The organism is Amniculibacterium sp. G2-70, from assembly GCF_014353055.1.
In the GTDB taxonomy this organism is placed as follows: Bacteria; Bacteroidota; Bacteroidia; order Flavobacteriales; family Weeksellaceae; genus Amniculibacterium; species Amniculibacterium aquaticum.
The window spans coordinates 672161-695204 of record NZ_CP060698.1 but is presented as its reverse complement, the minus strand read 5'-3'; the positions used below and the strand labels follow the sequence as shown (position 1 = coordinate 695204).

Sequence of the window (23044 nt, the reverse complement as noted above, 5' to 3'; positions counted from 1 at the left end):
TTAATTTAGCTTTTGTTTGATATTTTAAAAGTTCTATTAGTCGTTGAGTATTTTTCTGATTTTCAAGGCTAATTTTTCTGCATTGGGCAACATTTCTTTTTCCAAAATCAAATTAATAGGTACAGCAGGGAGGTTCAAAGATCCCATGGCTTCTACCGGAGCATCCAAATATTTGAAACAATGGTTAGAAATACGATGGGCAAAGGCTTCAGCAAAAGAATTTTGAATTTGCTCTTCCGTTAGCACCAGGCATTTTCCGTGTACTTTTACTCTTTCAAAAACCAGGGATTCATCCAGAGGTATCAAGGTTCTTAGGTCAATGACTTCCACTCTTCCTTGGAATTGTTTCGCTGCTTCTTTGGCCCAATAGACGCCCATTCCGTAGGTGACAACAACCATTGTTCTGCCTTTGTTTATTTCACCATCATCGGCTGCGATTACGGTATTGGCTTTTCCAAATGGTAAGATGTAATCTTCTGCAGGCTCTATGGTTTTTGCGTCTTCGGTTCCCGGAACTTTACTCCAGTACAATCCTTTGTGCTCGAGCATAATTACCGGATTTGGGTCGTAATAAGCTGCTTTTAACAAGCCTTTGAAATCGGCAGCATTGCTGGGATAAGCGATTTTTATTCCCTTGATGTTCGCCAAGATGCTTTCTACACTTCCACTGTGGTATGGGCCACCACCTCCGTAAGCTCCAATCGGTACACGGATGATGTTGCTCACTGGGAATTTTCCACCACTTAGATAGGACGATTTAGAAATTTCTGTAATCAGTTGGTTGATTCCGGGGTAAATGTAATCGGCAAACTGAACTTCAACAATGGGTTTTAGTCCAACGGCAGACATCCCGACGGTAGATCCAATGATGTAGGCTTCTTGTATGGCGGTGTTGAACACTCTTTTCTCACCAAATTTACCTCCCAAAGTTACTGTTTCACGGAATACGCCTCCAATTCTGGCACCCACATCTTGACCGTAAAGCAGGGCTTCTGGGTGTTTCCACATCAATTCTTGTATGGCATGGATGGCGGCATCCACCATCACGATTTTTTCTGTATTTTCAGCCGGGCATCTTTCCCCTACTTCCTCGGTGATGGGGGTTGGAGCAAAAACAAAATCTTCAACGCTTTCCGCTTTGGGATCTTCGGCATTGCAGGCTTTTTCAAAAGCTTGTTCCGCCTCTAATCTTGCCTTTTTTTCTATTTGTTTTAGGTGGTTTTCATCGGTTCCATTGTCCAGCAAATAAGCATATAGTTTTTTCCCGGGATCTTGAGCTCTGTGTTTTTCCAGATCGGCATCGTCTCGGTAAAATTCTCTTCTCACTCCAGAAGTGTGGTGGCCGATCAAAACGGTTTTAGCACAAACCAACATGGGTTTTCTTTCGTTTCTCACAAAGTTTATGGCTTCTTGCATGGCGAGGTAACTTTCCACAAAATTGGTTCCGTCCACACGCATTCTGTTTAGACCTACAAAACCTGCTGCGTAGTCGTAGGCATCGCTGGTTCGGGCTTCCTCTTTGGTTACCGAAATTCCCCAATCGTTATCTTGTACCAAGAAAATAATCGGTAATTGGTGCAGTGCTGCAAACTGAAAAGCTTCTGCTACTTCACCTTCTGTGACAGAATTGTCTCCCAAACTGCAAACCACAACAGGGTTTTTGTCAAAATTTTGTAAGTTAAATTCTTGAATGTATTTCAAGCCTTGTGCAACTCCTGTAGTCGGAATGGCTTGCATTCCGGTTGCAGAACTTTGATGGATGATTTTCGGTTTGTCTTCTTCTCGGCTGGATGGATGGGAATAGTACGATCTCCCTCCCGAAAAAGGATCGTTGGCTTTTGCTAAAAGTTGTAACATCAAACGGTACGGCTCAAAACCAATTCCTAAAAGCAAGCTTTCGTCTCGGTAGTATGGAGAGACCCAATCTTCCGGACAAAGATGGTATGCGGTGGCCAATTGTATGGCTTCGTGACCTCTAGAAGTTGAGTGAACATATTTGGTTATGGATCTATTTTCTTCATAAATATCTGCCATGGCTTTGGCAAGCATCATGTGCTGGTAGGCTTGAAGTAAAGTGTCCTGTTTTATTTTTTCTTGTACTTTTTCCATAGAAAGCAAAAGTATATATTTTATAGTTAGGGATGAAATCTATTTTGATAATTTTAATAATATATGATTTATGTTGCGTTTTTTATGTTAATTTTTTCAAATTAAGAGGTTTTTGTATGGTTTTTACAATTGAGTTAAAGACTGATCTTAAGTAAGTTTGGTTTTGTTAAAAGAAAGACTAATTTTTTGCTGATAAAAGTTTTTGATTAAACCACTTTTTTATTCGTTTCTTTTCAATTATTTTTACCAAAATTCTAGAATTATGTACCTGATTTTTGATACTGAAACCACCGGGTTGCCAAAAAATTTCAATGCACCACTCTCAGATTCGGACAATTGGCCAAGAATGGTTCAGATTGCTTGGCAACTGCACGATGATGAAGGTAATCTTATTGAAAATCAGGATTATATCATAAAGCCTGAAGGCTACGATATTCCCTTTAATGTCACTAAAATTCACGGTATTTCTACCCAAATGGCTCACGAGCAAGGTCGTGATCTTACCGAAGTCTTGCAAGAATTTGCCGAAGTGGTCAAGAGATCCAGAATTGGTGCTGGACATAACATAGAATTCGATTATAACATCGTTGGAGCTGAATTTTTTAGGAAGAATTTAGAGAATGTTTTAGAGCAACTTCCGTCTGCCGATACCATGCATTTAGGAACGGATTTCTGTCAACTTCCAGGAGGAAGAATGGGAAGGTTTAAGAGTCCGAAATTGGAAGAACTTTATCAAAAACTTTATGGCGAAAAATTTGATGAAGCCCACAATGCCGCAGCCGATGTTAATGCTACAGCCCAGGTTTTCTTTGAAATGATGCGGATTGGAGTGATCCCTGCTGAAAATCTGAAAACCACTCCTGAGGTGCTGGAACGGTTCCAGTTGAAATACATCGAGCCGATTGCTCCTTTTGATATTGTGATCCGAAGACAAGTCGCGGATTCTAAAAAAAGTAAATCCAAACAAGGTGTTGGTTTGGGTTCGGACATCGATTTGGGAAGTTATTTTCATTTTCATAACCATTCCATTTTTTCGTCGTTACAAGCAACCACCAGTCTTTCCAGTTTGGTGAAAACAGCTGCTGATCAAAATTTCCCGGCTGTAGGTTTGGTAGATTTGGGGAATATGATGGGGGCTTTTAAATTTGTTTCTGAAGTTGAAAAATACAACGGCGATCTTAAAAAGAAAAAAGAAGAAGCAGAAGCAAAAGAGAATAAATCCCCTGAGGATGAATTAATCTTACAGAAAAAAACATTAATACCGGTTTTGGGTTCAGAGTTTTACCTTTCTGATCGACCGGAGCAGAAGCAATTTACCAAAGATGACCCCGATCGAAGAACTCAGATGGTGCTTTTGGCTAAGAATTTTTCAGGATATAAAAATTTAACAAAACTTTCCAGCTTAGGGTTTCTTCATGGTTTTTATTTCGGTGTTCCGAGAATTTCCAGAGCGATGGTGGCTCAATACAAAGAAAATGTAATTGCCGTAACCTCGGGGATTGCTGGAGATATACCGGCAACCATTTTAGAGTACGGAGAACAAAAAGGTGAAGAGCTCTTCTTGTGGTGGAAAGAAACATTCGGTTCGGATTTCTATGTTCAGATTCAAAATCATCAACTTCCCGAAGAGGAATATGTCAACGGTATTTTATTGAAATGGGCGGAAAAATATGGGGTGAAGGTTTTGGCGCAAAACGAAACTTTTTATACCCATAAATCGGATGCCAACATCCAGGATATTGTTTCTTGCATTAAAGACGGAGAGAAGCTTTCGACAGAGATAGGCAAAGGTTTTGGAAGAAGGCGAGGCTTGGCTACTCAGGATTATTTTATAAAGTCAGCAGAAGAGTTAAGGCAAAGTTTTCATCAATATCCTGAGGCTTTTGAGGCGTATTCTGAATTTTTAGAAAAATTTGAACCGTACAAATTAAAAAGAGATGTCCTGCTTCCGGCTTTTGATATTCCAGAAGAATTTCAAGATGCTCAGGATTTAGAAGACGGTGGTAAGCGGGGCGAAAATGCCTTTCTAAGGCACTTGACCTACGAGGGAGCTCGAGCAAAATACGATGAGATAAGCCCAGAAATTTCCGAACGATTGGATTTTGAATTGTCGGTAATTGCCAATACCGGATATCCGGGATATTTCCTAATTGTTCAGGATTTTTGTAACGAAGCCCGAAATATGGGGGTTTGGGTAGGCCCTGGAAGGGGTTCGGCTGCAGGTTCGGCTGTAGCCTATTGCATCGGGATTACCAATGTAGATCCTATTAAGTACGACCTCCTTTTTGAGAGATTCTTGAATCCTGAAAGGGTTTCCATGCCGGATATCGATATCGATTTTGACGATGAAGGAAGGGATAAAATCATCAAATGGGTGGTCGAAAAATACGGTAAGATGAATGTAGCGCAGATCATTACTTACTCGGTTTTGGGAGGAAAGTCGGCGATAAAAGATGCGGGAAGGGTGTTGGATGTTTCCATTCCGGAAACCAATAATATAGCCAAATTAATTCCTGCAACTCCAGGGATGAACATTGCCAAAGCACTATCCAAATACGATAAATTGGCAGATGAAGATAAGGTCTTGGTGGACGAAATGAAAGCCATTCTTGAGGATCAATCAGATGCAAGGCACGAAGTTTTGGCATCGGCACAAAAAATGGAAGGTTGCATCCGAAATACCGGGATCCATGCTTGTGGTGTGATTATTACTCCGGAAGATATTTCTAATTTGGTTCCGATAACCATTGCTGCAAAAGATGCTGATATTTTGGTGTCGCAGTTTGATAACTCCGTCGCAGAAAGTGCCGGACTTCTAAAGATGGATTTCTTGGGACTTAGGACTTTAACCATCATCAAGCATGCGATAAAATTGGTGAAAGACCGACACGGTGTCGATATCAATCCGGACGAAATTCCTTTGGACGATGCTAAAACCTATCAACTTTTCAAAGAGGGAAGGACCATTGGGATTTTCCAATACGAAAGTGCCGGTATGCAAAAATACATGCGAGAACTGAAACCTACAGTTTTTGCCGACCTTATCGCGATGAATGCATTGTACAGACCGGGTCCGATCAAGTACATTCCGAACTTTATCAACAGAAAACACGGTTTGGAAGAAATTGTGTACGATTTGCCTGAAAATGAAGAATATCTGAAAGAAACCTATGGGATTACCGTGTACCAAGAGCAGGTAATGTTGCTCTCTCAAAAGTTGGCAAATTTCACCAAAGGCCAAGCGGATACCTTAAGAAAAGCAATGGGTAAAAAACAAAAAGATGTTTTGGATAAAATGTTCCCGTTGTTTTTGGAAGGAGGAAGAAAAAATAACCTGGACGAAGAAAAACTCAATAAAATATGGAAAGACTGGGAGGCCTTTGCAGAATATGCGTTCAATAAGTCGCACTCAACTTGTTATGCGCTGATTGCGTATCATACTGCGTACCTCAAGGCCAACTACCCGGCAGAATACATGGCGAGTGTGATGTCCAACAACATCAACAATACCAAACAAATCACCTTGTTCATGGAGGATTGTCAATCTATGGGTGTGGATGTTTTGGGTCCTGATGTTAATGAAAGTCAATACGAATTTTCGGTGAATGATAAAGGTCAGATTCGTTTTGGTTTGGGCGCGATAAAAGGAATTGGTGAGGGACCGAGTGAAGCCATTGTGGAAACACGAAAGCAAGAACGATTTAAAAATATTTTTGATTTTTTCGAAAGAGTACCTTCTTCGCAAATCAATAAAAGAGTGGTGGAAAGTTTGGTTATTGCCGGTGCTTTCGACGAAACCGATCAGTACAACCGCGCTCAATATTTTGAACCCGACATCAGTGGTAGAATAACCATTGAGAGATTGTTGAAGTACGGATCGAGTTACCAAGATTCTAAAAACGAAATGGAAAACTCTCTATTTGCCGATTTTGCCGATGAGGTTAAGATTGAACAACCCAAAATTAATCCTGCTCCGGAATGGCAAAATATGTTCAAACTGAATAAGGAAAGGGAAATTATTGGCTTCTATCTATCTGCACATCCTTTGGACGAGTTCAAGTATCAATTCCAATTTATTAAAGGATTGCTGAGTAAAAAAGCCATTTTGGAAGAGCAGAAAAGTGAAAATGTTAATAATGAAGAAGTGATTCTTCCGGTTGAAACTCAGGATTCTGACGATCAATTAACGGAGATAATTTCTGATGATTTTGAAATGGAAGAAAATCTTGAGGTTGAAGAAGTATCAAAAAAAGCCGAACCAAAAGGAAGTTTTAATTTCTTAGATTTGGACGAGGTGGAAGCGTTCAAAAATTCATCGATTTTAACAAAACAGGTAGAACTTTTTAACGATCCCAAATTGTCATGGAAAGAAAAACAGGCCATGAAAGATCGAGGTGCTGAATATACAGTAGCCGGTTTGGTGACGGAATATGTGGTAAGAGACGGTAAGATGAGCGGCGAAAAAGTAGCTTTTGTTACTTTGGAAGATTACACCGGTAGTTGCTCTTTCCGTTTGGGCGATCGGGATTATATGAAGCTAAGGGATAAGATCGATCTGCAGCGATTTTTGATTTTCAAAATAAAATATGCTGTTTTATCCGATGGAAGGGTTTTTATCAATGTGGTCGATGTGTCGGAATTGAAGGATGTTTTCAACCAATTTGTAAAAAGCATGACCTTGGTAATGGATGTCAACGACATAAGACGAGAGGATATCGAGTTTATAAAAAACAATTTTATGAACGAAGAGGGAGCTCAGAAACTGTCCTTTAGTATTAGAAATCCAGAAGACGAGTCCTGTATGGAATTGATCTCTTTAAAATGTGCTTTGAAGCTGGATGGAGATATGTTGGGTCTGATAGCTCAAGAACAGAAATATCAATTCTATCTAAATTAAGAATTGTTTACAGATTGTTATCGAAAGTAAGAGAAAGTGTATGTCTTTCTCTTTTTTATTATGTTAAATTGAATATCTTTCAGAAGCTTGAATTTGTGACATTGCAATTGTTTTTAAGTGTTTATTTGCGTTGTTTTCATGAATTTTATTTAAAAATTATTAAATTCTGTTTGAAGCTTTGTGTTTGGTTGTGGATTATTGTTATATTTGCCACTTATCATTTTTAAATAATAGATATGAAGAGAGTTTTATTATCGTGTTTTGCGGCATTGGGAATCGGTGCTTCAGCGCAAATTACAGTTAATGAAAGTTTTGAGTCCACAACAACACCTACGGGGTGGGCGTATTCAGGATTTTCAAGGACGACCACTTCGCCAAGATTTTGCGCGGGGACTGCAGGTTTAAGCAGAAACTTTTATGGAGGAAACGCTGGGAATTTGGTGTATACCTCTAATGTTTCTAACGGAGGAGATTTGGCGGTTTCTTTCCAGTACAAAACTTTAGAATACAGTTCGGGTTCTGGAGTTGGAGGAACATTAAAAGTTGAATACTCCATAGATGGAGGTACAACTTATGCGCAATTAGGTGCAGATGTGGCATTGTCATCGGTAACTTCTTGTACTACTTTTACAGGGAATATTCCTGCGGGAACAATTCCGGCTGCGGCAAACTTCAAATTTAGAATTTCTAATCAGTTTATTTCTGGTGACTATTGGTTGGTTGTTGATGATGTAAAATTAAATCAAACTGCGACGACTGCGCCAGCGTGTACAACGATTACGGCTCCAACAGCTGGGGCAACGGGTGTAGCTTCAGGAGCTACTCTTTCTTGGAATGTTGCGCCTGGAGCAACCAGTTATGTTGTGAATATGGGGACCACTCCTGGTGGAACCGATGTGATGAATGGGGTAGATGTTGGGAATGTGACCAGTTATTCCGTAACTCCAGGATTGTTATATAATACTCAGTATTATGTTAATGTTCTTCCTAAAAATAATTTCGGTTTAGCTACAGGTTGTACAGAGACTTCGTTTACGACAACGGCAACGGTGCCTTGTCCTGCTGTTTCTGCACCAACTGCTGGTGCATTTGGGCAATCCTTAACACCTACTATTTCTTGGGGAGCTGTTGCTGGAGCTACGAGCTATACAGTAACTGTTGGTTCTTCGGCTGGAGCTAGTGATGTAGTTGCAGGTGTGGATGTGGGGAATGTAACTTCATATACTTTTGCAACTCCTTTAAGTACTAATACTAAGTATTATTACACAATCAATGCGATTGCTGGTGCTTCTTCTTCCTCATCTTGTACGGAAAGGGATTTTACCACCATGTGTGATCCATTTGCAATCCCTTATTTTGAAGGTTTTGAAAACGGTTATACGCACAACACTGCTGTTGCGGGATGTTTGTCTCAGGCGAATGCTACCGGGACATCAACCAATGTGTGGACTGCAAATAATACTTTAACGGATTATAATAGAGCTCCTAGAACGGGTTCTTGGAATGCTTTCTTGAAATACAGTAGTGATCGTTGGATGTTTATTCCTGTTCAGTTAACTGCAGGTACATCTTATACGGTGAAATTGTTTGCGAGACAAGATGGTGCGACAGCAACCAACTCCAATGTTGGAATTAGTTACGGGACTTCTGCATCTGCTGCGGCAATGACTAATGTTGTAGCTGCGCCTACGGGTATTATTAATGGAGATTATCAACAGGTTTCAGGAAGCTTTACTCCTGCAACAACCGGAACTTATGTTGTGGGGATTAAGGGGTATATGAACGGATCTCCTTGGTATATTTCTTTAGATGATATTTCTATTGATGTTGCTGCTGCTTGTATTGAGCCTAATGGTGTGACTTCTTCGGCTCCAACTGCAACTTCTTATACATTGACTTGGACGGCTCCTCCAACAGCTCCGGCTGGCGGATACGATGTGTATTATTCAACTTCTAACACTCCGCCGGATGCGAGTACGGCTCCAACGCTAACTGGTTTAACCGGTTTGACGACAAATGTTTCTAACTTGCAACCGTTAACAGAGTATTATTCTTGGGTAAGATCCAATTGTTCTGCAACTGAAAAGAGTACTTGGTTCTATGGTGGAAAAGTTACAACATTAACTTTCTGTCCTAATGTTACTGCACCAGCAAACAACGCAACTGGGGTTTCTACAACTCCAACGATTACTTGGGATGCGGTTAATGGAGCTACAAACTATAATATTACTGTTGGGTCAACGCCTGGTGCTAGTGATGTTGTGGCGGGAGTAGATTTGGGGAATGTAACCTCTTATACATTTGCAACACCGTTGTTGAATGATACTCCATATTATTATACTATTAATGCGGATAATGGAACGGTGTATTCTAACTCATGTACTGAAAGAATGTTCAGAACGATGTGTTTGCCGTATACAGTTCCGTATAACGAAGGTTTTGAAAACGGTTATACACACGATTCTCCTGTAGCGGGATGTTTATCTCAAGCGTCACAGACGGGTACTGGTGTGTGGAAGGCGAATAATACTTTTACAGATTACAATAGAACTCCTAGAACGGGTTCTTGGAATGCGTTCTTGATATACGGTAACGAAGATTGGTTGTTTATCCCGATTCAGTTAACGGCAGGGATAACTTATACTGCAAAAGTGTACGCAAGACAAGATGGTGCAACTGCATCCAACTCCAATGTTGGAATTAGTTATGGGACTTCTGCATCTGCATCTGCAATGACTAATGTTGTAGCTGCGCCTACAGGTATTGTTAATGGAGATTACCAAAAAATTTCCGGAAACTTCACGGTACCAACTACCGGTACTTATGTAGTGGGTATCAAAGGGTATATGAATGGTACTCCTTGGTATGTTTCTTTAGATGATATTTCTATTGAAGAGGCTTCTTCTTGTATTGAGCCAACGGCGTTAGCTACGGTTTCTGCAACGGCTACTTCTGCAAATATTTCATGGACGGCACCGGTTGGTACGGCTCCTGCAAACGGATATGCGGTGTATTATACGGCAAGCAGTGTGGTGCCAGATGCTACAACGGTTGCGTCTCAAACTTCTGCAACAACTACAGCTGCACTTACAGGTTTGACATCGGATACGCAATACTATGTTTGGGTAAAATCTCTTTGTTCTACTACGGAGTCTAGTTCTTGGGCTGGACCGTTAATGGTAACAACAGGATACTGTCCTCCAACAGGTGGATCTTCTTCCCAATTGTATTACTTAGGAAATGTTTCTACTACAGGTGGTGTGACTAACTTGGCTTATACTGCGTCTTCGTATCAGGCGTATGATAACCAAGTAGCAACAACATTTAGCGGAACTCCTGGTACTGCTATTACGGTGAATATATTGCCTTCTTCTTCGGATGCATACTATTATGTTTGGGTGGATTGGAATAATGATTTTAAATTCGATGGTGCGGGTGAAGTTGTTTTAGCGACTACTTCTTATACGACTTCGGCTACAGCGACCATAAATATTCCTGCGGGACAGGCTGCAGGTGATTATAGAGTAAGAATGGCTCAATCTTATATTGGTGCTGTTACTCCGTGCGGACCTGCTGCGTATGGTAATTATGTGGACTTTACATTGTCAGTTGGAGCTTTGGCAACGGCTGAAGTAGCAACTAAAGATAATGTGAAAATCTATCCTAATCCATTTGTTGATGTGTTGAATGTTTCAGATGTTAAAGATGTTCGATCTGTAACCATCACTGATGCTTCTGGTAGATTAGTGAAAACAATTGCTAAACCAACTACTGAATTGCATTTAGGAGATCTGAAAACCGGAATGTATTTGGTGACTCTTCATTATAAAGACGGTTCGGTAAAAACGATGAAAGCAATGAAGAAATAATCAAAAAATAATTTGTTTATTTTTAAATAAGGTTGTCCAGAATTGGGCAACCTTTTTTTTTTTTTTTGAATTTTATTGACTTTGTGACTTTAATTAATTGAATGTTTAATAAAATATATTTTTTATTAGTGTTAACAATGTACTTTATGTGTCTTTTTAAAATGTTGACAAATAAAATTAATTAAACATGAGTTTTATCATTTTTTTTTATAACTTAGCCAAATTATGTTAAAAAAATATAAAACATGAAGAGATTTTATTATTTAGCAGCATTGGTGCTGACGGCTTACCAGCTCAATGCTCAAACTTATTGTACACCCACTTATGATGAGGGTTGTAGTGATGGAGATATGATAGACTCCTTTTCAGTGCCTAGTGCTTCCTATCAGCATTTGAGTACGGGATGTTCTGCAGGTAATTATGGAGACTATTATGCAACAGAAACCATTACGATCCAAGCAGGTGTTTCTACTGCTTACCAGGTAACCCACGATTACGGGAGTCAGAAAGTGAAAATCTGGATCGATTTTAACAACGACGGAATTTTTGCAAACGATGCTACGGAAACGGTAAGTTCAGCAGCTTCATCAGGAAACACAACCAATGGGAATATTCTAATCCCGGGAAATGTAACTCCAGGAACTTACAGAATGCGAGTGGGAGACAGGTATTCTCAAGATCCTGTCCCATGTGATAATACATCATTTGCGTATGGAGAAGCACACGATTATAAAGTGGTAGTTACGGCTGCTCCATCTTGTTTAACGCCTTCAGCGATATTAACTTCAGGAGCTACTGCAACGACTGTTAATTTGGCGTGGACGGCTCCAACTACAGTGCCGACAGGAGGTTATGATTTGTATTATTCAACATCAAGCACTCCGTCTCCAGATGCGGCTACAACACCATTGGCAACTGGACTTACAGGGACTTCTACAGTGGTAACAGGATTGCAACCGTCCACACAGTATTATTTCTGGTTAAGATCAAATTGTACTTCCGAGCAAAGTCCTTGGGTTATGGGTAATTCTGTAACGACTTTAACATTCTGTCCGGCAGTAACTTCCCCGGCTAATGCAGCGAATGGTCAATCTTTGACACCAACAATTTCTTGGACTGCTGTGACCGGTGCTACCAATTATAACATAACAGTAGGGTCAACTCCAGGTGCTAGTGATGTTTTGGCAGGGATAGATTTAGGAAATGTGACTTCTTATACATTTGCTACACCACTTACAACCAATACCACTTACTATTATACAATCAACGCGGATAATGGAACTGTTTATTCTAACTCTTGTACGGAAAGAAATTTCACAACCATGTGCGATCCGTACACAATCCCTTATTTCGAAGGTTTTGAAAGTGGATACTCTCATGACAATCCAGTAACCGGTTGTTTAGCTCAAGCTTCAGTTACTGGAGCAGGGGTTTGGAGAGCAAATAATACATATACTACTTACAATAGAACACCTAGAACAGGTTCTTGGAATGCGTTCTTACAATACGGTAATGAGGATTGGTTGTTTATCCCTGTGCAGTTAACTGCAGGTACCACTTATTCTGCTAAAGTATATGCAAGACAAGACGGTTCGGTAGCAACAAATGGTAATGTGTCTATTTCTTATGGTACTTCATCAAACGCTGCTGCAATGACCAATGTTGTTGCACCAGCTGTTAATATTGTCAATGGAGATTACCAAAAAGTATCGGGTAACTTTACGGTTCCAACTACCGGTGTTTATGTTGTGGGTATCAAAGGATACTTAAGCTCTTCACCTTGGTATTTATCTATGGACGATATTTCTATTGAAGAAGCTGCCGGTTGTCTAGAGCCTTCAGCGATAGCTGCTTCCAATGTAACAGGGACAACTGCGACACTTTCTTGGAATGCGCCGGCTGGACCAGCACCTGCATCTTATGATGTGTATTATTCAACTTCAGATGTAGATCCAACAGCGACTACTACACCGATATGGAACGGGACTGCAACTACAACCAATTTATCTGCTTTGACACCGAATACCGTGTATTATGTTTGGGTAAGATCCAATTGTGGTGCAGCTCAAAGTGTTTGGGAGGCTTTACCTTCATTTATGACGGGACAGATTCCTGCATCGTTACCGTATACTCAAGATTTTAGTGGTACGAATGATATGGCGTTAATCAACGGTACACAAACCAATCAGTGGTTTGTAGGTACGGCAGAGGGTAACCCGGCAGGTTCATTGTATGTAACCAATGACGGCGGTACTACCAATGCTTACGACACAGCTTCTACAACTGCAGTACATGCATACAGAGATATAGCTGTGCCGGCCGGTACAACTTTATCAACACTTTCATTTGATTGGAAAGCTCAAGGAGAATCTGCTTCTTACGATTACTTAAGAGTGTTCTTGGTTCCAACTTCATTTAACCCAACACCAGGGACAAAAATAAATACAACTACGGGTATTACCCAGATTGGAGGAGTATTTAACCAACAAAGTTCTTGGCAAAATTATGTAAATGCAAATGTGGATCTATCTGCATTCGCTGGTCAGACGGTTCGTCTATTGTTTGAATGGTGGAATGATGGTTCGGGTGGTACCAACCCTCCAGCAGCTGTTGATAATATCAATTTAATGATTCCTACTTGTGTAGCTCCAACTGGATTATCAATCGCCAATGTTACCAACACCTCAGGAACGGTAAATTGGACAGCTCCAACTCCAGCTCCTGGATTAGGGTACGATGTGTATTCGTCAACGACCAATACGGCGCCAACTGCAACTACAACGCCAACAGCTTCTGTAACTGCAACTACTTATAATATGACAGGTTTGACTATGGATACTTCGTATTTCGTTTGGGTAAGATCCAGCTGTACAGCATCTGATAAAAGTACTTGGTCTGGTCCTATAGAAGTAAGAACAGGCTATTGTGGACCTACAGGAGGAGCTTCTTCTCAGTTGTATTACTTAGGAAATGTTTCTACTACAGGAGGTGTGACTAACTTGGCTTATACGGCATCTTCGTATCAGGCGTATGATAATCAAACAGCAACTACTTTTAGTGGAGTACAAGGTGCTGCAATAACTGTTAATTTGTTACCTTCATCTGCGGATGCGTATTATTATATTTGGGTAGATTGGAACAACGATATGAAGTTTGATGGACCGGGAGAATCAGTTTTGGCAACAACATCTTATGCAACATCTGCAACGGGTACTATTAATATTCCGGCAGCTCAGACTCCGGGTAATTATAGAGTAAGAATGGCAGAGTCCTATATTGGTACACTTACCCCTTGTGGACCTGCGGCGTATGGTAATTATGTAGACTTTACTTTGTCTGTTGGGGCTTTAGCAACGACTGAAGTAGCAGCTAAAGACAGTGTGAAAATCTATCCTAATCCATTTGTTGATGTTCTTCATATTTCTGATGTGAGAGAGGTGAGATCCATTTCTATTGTAGATGCTTCTGGTAGATTGGTGAAAACAATTGCTAAACCAACTGCTGAATTGCAATTAGGAGATTTGAAAACCGGATTGTATATGGTAACTTTACATTACAAAGACGGATCTGTGAAAACAGTGAAAGCAATGAAGAAATAATCTTTAATTGATAACTACTTGAGAGGCAACCCAAAAGGTTGCCTCTCTTTTTTTTCTTTGTTTCTGATATTGTCTTTTTCTTTATTTTATGATTAAAATAATATGTTTTTGTTAAGAAAAATAACTATGTTTGCTGAGAAATTCAAATAATCGTTTGATATGAAGAAGATATATTACTTTGCGGCTTTGGTGCTTTCCGCTTACCAACTTAATGCATAATCGTACTGTACTCCGGCATTTACAGATGGCTGCGATCAAGGAGATCAGATCAGCTCCTTTACCATTCCTTCGGTTTCGTATTCTCATTTGGATACCGGTTGTTCAACAAATTCTTATGGAGATTTTTACAATACCGAAACCATAACGCTTCAAGCGGGTGTGCCTATTGCATATCAAATTACACATGGATACAGCAGCCAGAAAATAGGAATGTGGGCCGACTTGAACAACGATGGTACTTTTGATGATGCTACAGAAAAAATTTCTACCGCAGCATCGGTAGGTAATACCACCAACGGAACTCTTATTATTCCGGGTGCTACTGTTCCAGGGACTTATCGTTTAAGAGTGGTGGATCGTTTCAACAACAATCCAGTAGCTTGTAATGTTAATGGATACGGAGAAGCACATGACTATAAATTGGTAGTTACGGCTGCTCCTAGCTGTCTTAGTCCAACGGCTGTTACCACATCCAATGCTTCAACAACTTCGTTTGATATGGAGTGGACTCCTTCATCAACAATACCGACAAACGGATATGAAGTATATTATACCACATCCAACACTCCAGCAGATGCCAGTACAACACCAAATTTAACGGGACTAAACGGTACAATGGTTAACATTACTGGTTTGCAACCTTCTACACAATATTTTGTTTGGGTAAGATCGGCTTGTTCATCATCCGATAAAAGTCTTTGGTTCGACGGTGGAAGCATAACGACTACGACTTTCTGTCCTACAGTTACTGCACCGACAGATGCAGCCAATGGACAATCCCTAACTCCAACCATATCTTGGGATGCGGTTACAGATGCAACATCTTACACATTAACCGTAGGTACAACTCCAGGCGGTAGCGATGTGATGGCAGGAGTGAATGTAGGTAATGTAAATTCTTATACTTTCACAACGCCTTTGCTGAACTCAACCACTTATTATTATACGGTAAATGCCGCTAATGCAACGATATCTTCAAATAATTGTACTGAAAGATCTTTTATGACGGTATGTTCTCCATTTACCATTCCTTATTTTGAAGGATTTGAAAATGGCTATACAGACAATACCGAAGTTGTAGGTTGCATGTCTCAAGAAACGGTTTCAGGTAACCAAGTATGGAGAGCAAACAATACTTTTACCGATTATAACAGAACTCCAAAAACCGGAAATTGGAATGCCTTTTTAAGATTTTCTGATGAAAGATGGTTGTTTGTACCTGTACAATTAACCGCTGGGGTAACTTATAAAGCTTCTGTATATGCAAGACAAGATTCAAATGTCACTACGGATGCGAACATGACCATCGCATATGGAATTAATGCTTCTGCTGCAGCCATGCTTAACAATATTTCTGCGACAACTCCTATAACCAACGGGGATTATCAAAAAGTATCTGGAAGCTTTATGCCACCGGCAACAGGGACTTATTATATTGGTTTTAAAGGATATGTTGGCGATGCTCCTTATTACATGTCTATCGACGATATTTCTATCGAAGTGGCAGGAAGCTGTTTAGAGCCTTCAGCTGTATCAATAACAGATCATACCTTTAATACGGCTGGTGTTTCTTGGATTGATCCGGCTACTGTACCAACCAACGGTTACGAAGTGTATTATTCAACAAGCAATACGCCTCCAACTGCTACAACAACCCCAAATCAGCAAAATATAACCACGACAACGGCCAACTTAACCGGTCTGACTCCAGAGTCTAATTATTTCGTTTGGGTAAGATCCAACTGTGGTTCCGAGAAAAGTTCTTGGGAAGGTCCAGCGTCATTCTATACAGGATATTGCGTACCTTCAGCAAGTTCAACTCCTTATTTTATGGGGTCGGTTACAACAACAGGAGGAACAACCAATTTGAACTATACCAATGCCTCTTTCATTGGTTACGATAACCAATATGCTACATCCGTCACTGCAGCAGCAGGCAGTACCATCAATTTGGTACTGAGTGCCGACGATACTACCGATACCTACAGCTACAATGCTTGGATCGACTGGAACAACGATATGGCTTTTGATGAAGCTACAGAAAAAGTCTATGTTACAGACCCGAATGTGTCTTATGAATCGGTTGGAAATGCTTCGTTCACCATTCCTGCTGGACTAACACCTGGAAATTATAGATTGAGAACCGGGGTGTCTTGGGCTGGTGAAATGTCTGCTTGTGGACCTGAATCAGATGGGAATTATGTCGATTTTACTCTTGTAGTTACAGGAACTCAGGGAACTTCTGAAATTTCTGCTAACGATCAGGTGAAAGTATATCCAAATCCTTTTGTTGATGTACTTCATATTTCTCATATAAGAGAGGTTATATCTGTTAGCATCACCGATGCTTCTGGTAGATTGGTGAAAACAATTGCGAAACCAAGTGCTGAATTGCATTTAGGAGATCTGAAAACCGGAATGTACATGGTAACATTACAATACAAAGACGGATCTACAAAAACCGTGAAAGCAATGAAGAAATAATCTTTAATTGATATTTATTTGAGAGGCAACTGAAAAGATTGCCTCTCTTTTTTTTGCTTTGTTGATGTTATTAAATTTAAAGTTGAACCCTTTATTTAAAAAATTCTTTAGGAATATTTATATTTGTACAAAACGATAAGATGATGAATGTGCATTACAACAAAATTGCCGGCCAAGACACCGGAAGGATTATTGCCATTAGCGATGGCGTTTTTGGTGTCGCCTTAACTTTATTGGTCTTAGAAATCCGCGTTCCGGTGATGGAATCCATACATTCTGAACAAGACTTAATTTCTGCCTTTATGGAGCTGAAGGAAAAATTTTTGGTTTATCTTTTAGCCTTCATGACCACAGGAATTTTTTGGGTAGGTCATGCATCACAATACAAACACATCGAAAAAAGCGACAGAAACCTGAATTGGATTAATCTGCTCTTCTTGCTCTTTGTGTCCATGTTGCCATTTACAACAGCATTTTTGGGAGATTATACCTCGTACAAATTTCCTGTTTTTATCTATTGGATCAATATTTTTATGCTGGGAGCAATGCTCTACACCAATTGGATCTATGCGGTGAAAAAAGATTTTGTAAACGAAGAAACCAAAAATTTGGTAGATGAACCTCTCAGGAAAAGAATCGTTGTTGCCCAATCTCTGTATGCTTTGGGAGCTTTACTTTGTTTTATTTCTCCATTGTTGAGTATAGGATTTATCATTCTCATTCAGATCAACTACGCTTTCGGGCTCAGTTCCAAATTAAAATAAATCGTAATACTTTTCCGTTTTATAAAACAATATCCAAGGAGTTTTTCCCCTTGGATATTTCATGTATTTGATGCAAAAAAATTACTTCAAATTGTTTGCAATGAACTGTAAGATTTCCTTCTTCAAATTCTCAAAATCTTCAAGTGCATTATAAAGTCCGTCTTCGCCTAAAATGTGAAAGTCCAAATGCCCAAAATTCTCATAATCGCGTATCCAATCTTCAGATTGAAGATAATTGGACAGTTCATTTCCCATGTTCTGGGTCGATTTTAATTTCAGTTCAAAAGCCTTAATTTCTTGAATGTTTTTGTCAAATTCAAAAAGCAATTGGTCTAATTTTTTTATGGTTTCTAGATTTGTATTTTCTGGCATTCTTCATTGTTTTTATATCATCCTTCGGCTTGTTTGCTTCGATTTGAAAGATAGAAAATCCAAATTTACCACAATCTTTCAACAAAATAAAATTCCCATTGACGGTTTCTTATTGCCAACCGCCACCAAGATTTTTGTAGATGTCGACAACGGTACTCAGTTGCTGTTGCTTGGCTTCCACCAATTCCATTTTTGCATCCAAGGCATCTCTTTGGTTCAGCAATACTTCAAGATAATCGGCTCTGGAGTTTTTGAACAATTGGTTAGCAATCCCAATCGACTGTTCCAAAGCTTTCGTTTCCTCAGATTTTAACTGATAATAATGGTCGATGTTTTTTATTTTCGACATCAGGTTAGCAACATCCAAATAGGCTTTCAGAACGGTCTTGTCGTACTCGTACAAAGCCTGTATTTGTCGTGCATCGGCAGTGTTAAAATTGGCTTTTATGGCTGATTTGTTGATGAGAGGGCCGGCCAAATCTCCAGCCAAACCGTACGCCAGAGATTCTGGCATTTTCACCAAATAAGATGGCTTAAAAGCTTCTAAACCAAGAGCCGCCGAAATTTCCAAAGAGGGATAAAACTCCTTTCTGGCCGCTTCTACATCCAGTTTTGCAGCCTTTAATTCCAGTTCGGCTTGTTTTATGTCCGGTCTGTTGGACAAAAGTTGAGAAGGTATTCCGCTAAAAATAGTTTGTGGAATAGTGGACATGAAATTTTCTTTAGCCCTCAGAATTGGTTGCGGATAACGCCCGCACAATGCATTGATCTGATTTTCCTTTTCTGTAATTTGTTGTTTTATTAAAAATTCTCTTGCTTTAGCTTTGGACAATTCGGCTTCGAATTTTTTCACCGCCAGTTCTGTTGTGGCGGCAGCTTGTTTTTGGATTTTCGAAATTTCCAATGCCTTTTGCTGTAACTGGATGTACTGCTGGATGATTTCCAACTGATTGTCTAAGGCCAAAAGTTCGTAGTATGAATTGGCCACTTCTTCAATCAAATTAGAGAGAACAAAGTTTTTTCCTTCCACGGTCGAAAGGTAATGAGCAACGGCGGCTTCTTTTTCTGTTCTTAATTTTTTCCAAATATCCACTTCCCAATTGGCGGATATTCCCAAATCAAAATTCGCCAAAGGATCGGGCATTTCCTTTCCGTGTTCAATCTCGGTACTTGCATCTCCGGCGCCTTCACTGGTGTATCTTCCTGCTTTTTTCAGTCCGATGCCGCCTCCTGCCGAAACCGAAGGACTCAATTTTCCTTTTTTTGCCAAAACCCCAGATTTTGCAATTTCAATTTGTTGCAAGGTGATCATGAGTTCCTGATTGTTTTTCAGGGAAATTTCGATCAGACTTACCAAGTTTGGATCTGTAAAAAACACGCGCCAAGGTGTAGTTCCACTGTTTTTTTGGTCTAAACCGGGATCTTGTTGGTTGTAATTTTCTGGAATGTTTTTTTTAATTTCAGAATTTACCAGAGTTGCCATTGGTGCTTTACAACCCGTTACTGCCGCCGATACTGCGAGCAGCACCACTAATTTGTTAATCGTTAAATTTTTCATCGTGTTGGTAAGGTTCAGTTTGTTCTGTTAATGGATTTTCTTCTTCATATCTAGCCAGTTTGGTTCTTTCGGAAAGGGTTCCGAAAATGTAGTACAATCCCGGGATGATGAGCAATCCGAAAACGGTTCCGAAAAGCATTCCTCCAGCTGCTGCCGAGCCAATGGTTCTGTTCCCAATTGCTCCAGGTCCTGTTGCCAGTGCCAAAGGAATTAATCCGGCAATAAATGCAAAAGAAGTCATCAGAATAGGTCTAAATCTTAGGTGTGCCCCATCAATAGCGGCTTGTACCACAGAGATGTTTTCTTCGGCCTTTCGTTGCACGGCATATTCTACAATCAACACCGCATTTTTTCCTACCAAACCGATGAGCATCACCATGGCAACCTGAGCATAAATATTGTTTTCCAAACCAAAAAATTGTAGGAAAATAAAAGCTCCAAAAATTCCGGTAGGCAAAGAGAGAATTACGGGCAAGGGCAAAATAAAACTTTCATATTGTGCCGAAAGAATGAGGTACACAAAACCAAGACAAACTAAAAAGATGTAAACCGCTTCGTTACCACGGCTCACCTCGTCTTTAGAAATCCCCGCCCAATCGATACCGAAACCTCTTGGAAGCGTTTGGTCCGCCACTTCTTGTATAGCTTTTATGGCATCGCCAGAACTGTAACCCGGTGCAGGATTTCCGGTAACTTCAGAAGAATTGTACATGTTGTATCTGGTGATTTCCGACAGTCCATAGACTTTTTCCATCTTCATAAATGCGGAGTAAGGAACCATTTCGTCCTTGTTGTTTTTAACATACAGCTTCATCAAGTCGCTTGGCAACGCTCTGTACTGTGGACCGGCTTGCACAATGACTTTGTAAGGTCTGTCGAAACGGATAAAACTGGTTTCGTAATCGGATCCTACCAAAGTAGAGAGGTTGGACATGGCTTTATCTATGGAAACCCCTTTCTGTTCGGCCAATTCGTTATCCACTTTAAGCATGTATTGCGGAAAAGATGCCGAATAAAAGGTGAACACAGAACCTATTTCTGGTCTTTTTCTGAGTTCTTTTACAAAATCGTTGGATATTTTTTCCATTTTATGATAGTCGCCACTTCCGGCTTTGTCCAGCAATCGAAGTTCGAAACCACCTGCTGCGCCGTATCCCGGAATGGATGGAGGTTGGAAAAACTCAATGCTTCCACCACTGATGTCCTTGCATTTTTCTTCCAATTCTTCAATGATTTCTATGGACGATTTCTTTCTATCCTTCCAATTTTTTAGGTTGATGAGGCAAGTTCCCGAATTGGATCCCGTTCCTTCATTCAAGATTTCAAAACCCGCCAGAGAGGAAACCGATTGTACACCGTCGATTTTCTGAGCAATTTTCTGAAGCCTTAAAGCCACTTGATTGGTTCTCTCCAAAGTTGATCCGGGAGGTGTTTGTACAATGGCATAGATCATTCCTTGGTCTTCTGCCGGGATAAAACCGGTCGGTATTTTATTTGCCAAGAAAAAAGTTCCGATACAGAAAGCCAATAAAAGGGGCAGGGTTACCATTTTACGAGTAACCGTTTTGGTGAGTAAATTTTTATAACGATCGGCACCCTTGGTGAAAACGGAATTGAATTGGTCCAAGAAACGATTGATTGGCGTTTTTTTAGGAGATTTTCCGTGGTGGTTTTTCAGAATCATGGCACACAAAGCCGGTGTTAATGTAAGTGCTACCAAACCCGATAGGATGATGGAGGAAACCATGGTGATGGAAAACTGACGGTAAAAAATACCAACCGGACCGCTCATAAATGCAACCGGAATAAACACCGAGGCCATTACGAAAGTAATAGCGATAATGGCTCCGCTAATTTCGTGCATGGCTTCTTCAGTAGCCTTTAGTGGTGATAATCCTTTTTCTTCCATCTTGGCGTGTACGGCTTCTATCACCACAATGGCATCGTCCACCACAATACCAATCGCCATTACCAAAGCGAAAAGCGAGATGAGGTTGAGGGTGATTCCGAAGGCCGACATTACGGCAAATGCACCGATCAACGAAACCGGAACGGCAAGCGTTGGGATAAGGGTGGATCGCCAATCGCCCAAAAATAAAAACACCACAATGGCCACCAAAATAAAAGCTTCGAACAAGGTATGGACTACTTTTTCTATGGAAGCATCTAAAAAGTGCGAAACATCATACGAAATTTTATAATGCATGCCTTTGGGCATATCTTTTTCCAGAGTTTTCATCAAAGTTTTTACATTTTTAATGACTTCACTGGCATTAGACCCATAGGATTGTTTTAGGGTGATGGCTGCAGAAGGTTTGCCATCCAAAGTGGAATAAATATCGTAGGCTGCAGATCCAAAATCAATATCGGCAACATCTTTCAGGTGAATGAATTGCCCACTGCTGTTGGATTTTAAGATGATGTTTCCGTATTCTGCTTCTGTATTGAATCGGCCTGGATATTTCAAAACATATTCAAAAGCTTGAGGTCTTTTACCAGAACTTTCACCAATTCTTCCGGGAGAAGCCTCGATGCTTTGCGCTTGCAGGGCTTCCATCACCTCATCGGCAGAAATTCCGTAGGCGGTCAATCGATCGGGTTTCAGCCAAATGCGCATGGCAAATTCCCGGGTACCGATAATGTCCACATCTCCCACACCTTTGGTTCTTTTCAGCTCAGACAAGATGTTCATGTCGGCATAATTGAAGAGGAATTTTTGATTGGCTTTTGGATCGTCGCTGTACACATTGATGTACATCAGCATGTTGGATTCTTCACGGGTAATTTTCACCCCTTCTCTCACCACAAGCGGTGGGAGTTTGTTGATGGCGGAAGAAATATGATTCTGAACATTGACTGCTGCCACATTGGGATCTGTGCCCAAGTCAAAAACTACAGAGATGGTCGCTTCACCGTCGTTACCGGCATCTGAAGCCATGTATTTCATCCCCGGAACACCGTTGATGGCTCTTTCCAAAGGGATAACGACTGATTTTATCAGCAATTCGTTATTGGCACCAGGATAAGAGGCGTTGATGTTCACTTTGGGTGGCGAGATGCTCGGAAATTGCGTTACCGGAAGTTTTACCAAAGATAAAATTCCCATAAACACGATAATCAGAGATATTACAATAGACAGAACGGGTCTACGAATGAATTTTTTAAACATGATA

9 protein-coding genes are annotated in these 23044 nt (G+C 40.3%); 5 read left to right on the top strand and 4 right to left on the bottom strand.

Annotated features, from left to right (window positions below; translation table 11 throughout):
* Positions 1–36: 36 nt before the first annotated feature.
* Entirely contained in the window at positions 37–2109 is a 2073-nt protein-coding gene (locus H9Q20_RS03125) for a thiamine pyrophosphate-dependent enzyme (protein WP_187478280.1), read from the bottom strand.
* A gap of 262 nt (positions 2110–2371) precedes the next feature.
* Here H9Q20_RS03125 and dnaE point away from each other — a divergent pair, with 262 nt between their 5' ends.
* From dnaE to H9Q20_RS03100, 5 genes are all read left to right on the top strand, one after another.
* Complete coding sequence (gene dnaE, locus H9Q20_RS03120; protein WP_187478279.1) at positions 2372–7006, top strand: DNA polymerase III subunit alpha; 4635 nt, start codon at positions 2372–2374, stop codon at positions 7004–7006.
* A gap of 236 nt (positions 7007–7242) precedes the next feature.
* Positions 7243–10875 (top strand): fibronectin type III domain-containing protein, encoded by a 3633-nt coding sequence (locus H9Q20_RS03115; protein ID WP_124640878.1) that lies wholly within the window; start codon positions 7243–7245, stop codon positions 10873–10875.
* A 245-nt stretch (positions 10876–11120) separates the two neighbouring features.
* Positions 11121–14474: a GEVED domain-containing protein gene (locus H9Q20_RS03110; protein ID WP_187478278.1), complete on the top strand. Its 3354-nt coding sequence runs from the start codon at positions 11121–11123 to the stop codon at positions 14472–14474.
* Between the two features lie 306 nt (positions 14475–14780).
* Complete coding sequence (locus H9Q20_RS03105) at positions 14781–17177, top strand: GEVED domain-containing protein (protein WP_187478277.1); 2397 nt, start codon at positions 14781–14783, stop codon at positions 17175–17177.
* 140 nt (positions 17178–17317) lie between these two features.
* The gene (locus H9Q20_RS03100; RefSeq protein WP_241154737.1) at positions 17318–17941 is read left to right on the top strand and encodes a TMEM175 family protein; all 624 of its coding nucleotides are present in this window, start codon (positions 17318–17320) and stop codon (positions 17939–17941) included.
* A gap of 81 nt (positions 17942–18022) precedes the next feature.
* Here the strand turns inward: H9Q20_RS03100 and H9Q20_RS03095 are convergent, their stop codons facing one another.
* From H9Q20_RS03095 to H9Q20_RS03085, 3 genes are all read right to left on the bottom strand, one after another.
* Positions 18023–18313: a DUF4298 domain-containing protein gene (locus H9Q20_RS03095; protein WP_124640880.1), complete on the bottom strand. Its 291-nt coding sequence runs from the start codon at positions 18311–18313 to the stop codon at positions 18023–18025.
* Between the two features lie 109 nt (positions 18314–18422).
* Positions 18423–19871 carry a TolC family protein gene (locus H9Q20_RS03090; protein ID WP_124640882.1) on the bottom strand — a complete coding sequence of 483 codons (1449 nt, stop codon included), beginning with the start codon at positions 19869–19871 and terminating at the stop codon, positions 18423–18425.
* On the bottom strand, positions 19852–23040 hold the full coding sequence (locus H9Q20_RS03085; RefSeq protein ID WP_124640884.1) for an efflux RND transporter permease subunit: 3189 nt from the start codon (positions 23038–23040) through the stop codon (positions 19852–19854). The genes H9Q20_RS03090 and H9Q20_RS03085 overlap by 20 nt, the downstream gene beginning before the upstream one ends.
* Positions 23041–23044: the final 4 nt, after the last annotated feature.

Excerpts from the sequence above, each read along its gene's own strand:
- H9Q20_RS03125 (WP_187478280.1), bottom strand. The coding sequence starts at position 2,109 with ATGGAAAAAGTACAAGAAAAAATAAAACAGGACACTTTACTTCAAGCC.
- dnaE (WP_187478279.1), top strand. The coding sequence starts at position 2,372 with ATGTACCTGATTTTTGATACTGAAACCACCGGGTTGCCAAAAAATTTC.
- H9Q20_RS03115 (WP_124640878.1), top strand. The coding sequence starts at position 7,243 with ATGAAGAGAGTTTTATTATCGTGTTTTGCGGCATTGGGAATCGGTGCT.
- H9Q20_RS03110 (WP_187478278.1), top strand. The coding sequence starts at position 11,121 with ATGAAGAGATTTTATTATTTAGCAGCATTGGTGCTGACGGCTTACCAG.
- H9Q20_RS03100 (WP_241154737.1), top strand. The coding sequence starts at position 17,318 with ATGATGAATGTGCATTACAACAAAATTGCCGGCCAAGACACCGGAAGG.
- H9Q20_RS03095 (WP_124640880.1), bottom strand. The coding sequence starts at position 18,313 with ATGCCAGAAAATACAAATCTAGAAACCATAAAAAAATTAGACCAATTG.
- H9Q20_RS03090 (WP_124640882.1), bottom strand. The coding sequence starts at position 19,871 with ATGAAAAATTTAACGATTAACAAATTAGTGGTGCTGCTCGCAGTATCG.
- H9Q20_RS03085 (WP_124640884.1), bottom strand. The coding sequence starts at position 23,040 with ATGTTTAAAAAATTCATTCGTAGACCCGTTCTGTCTATTGTAATATCT.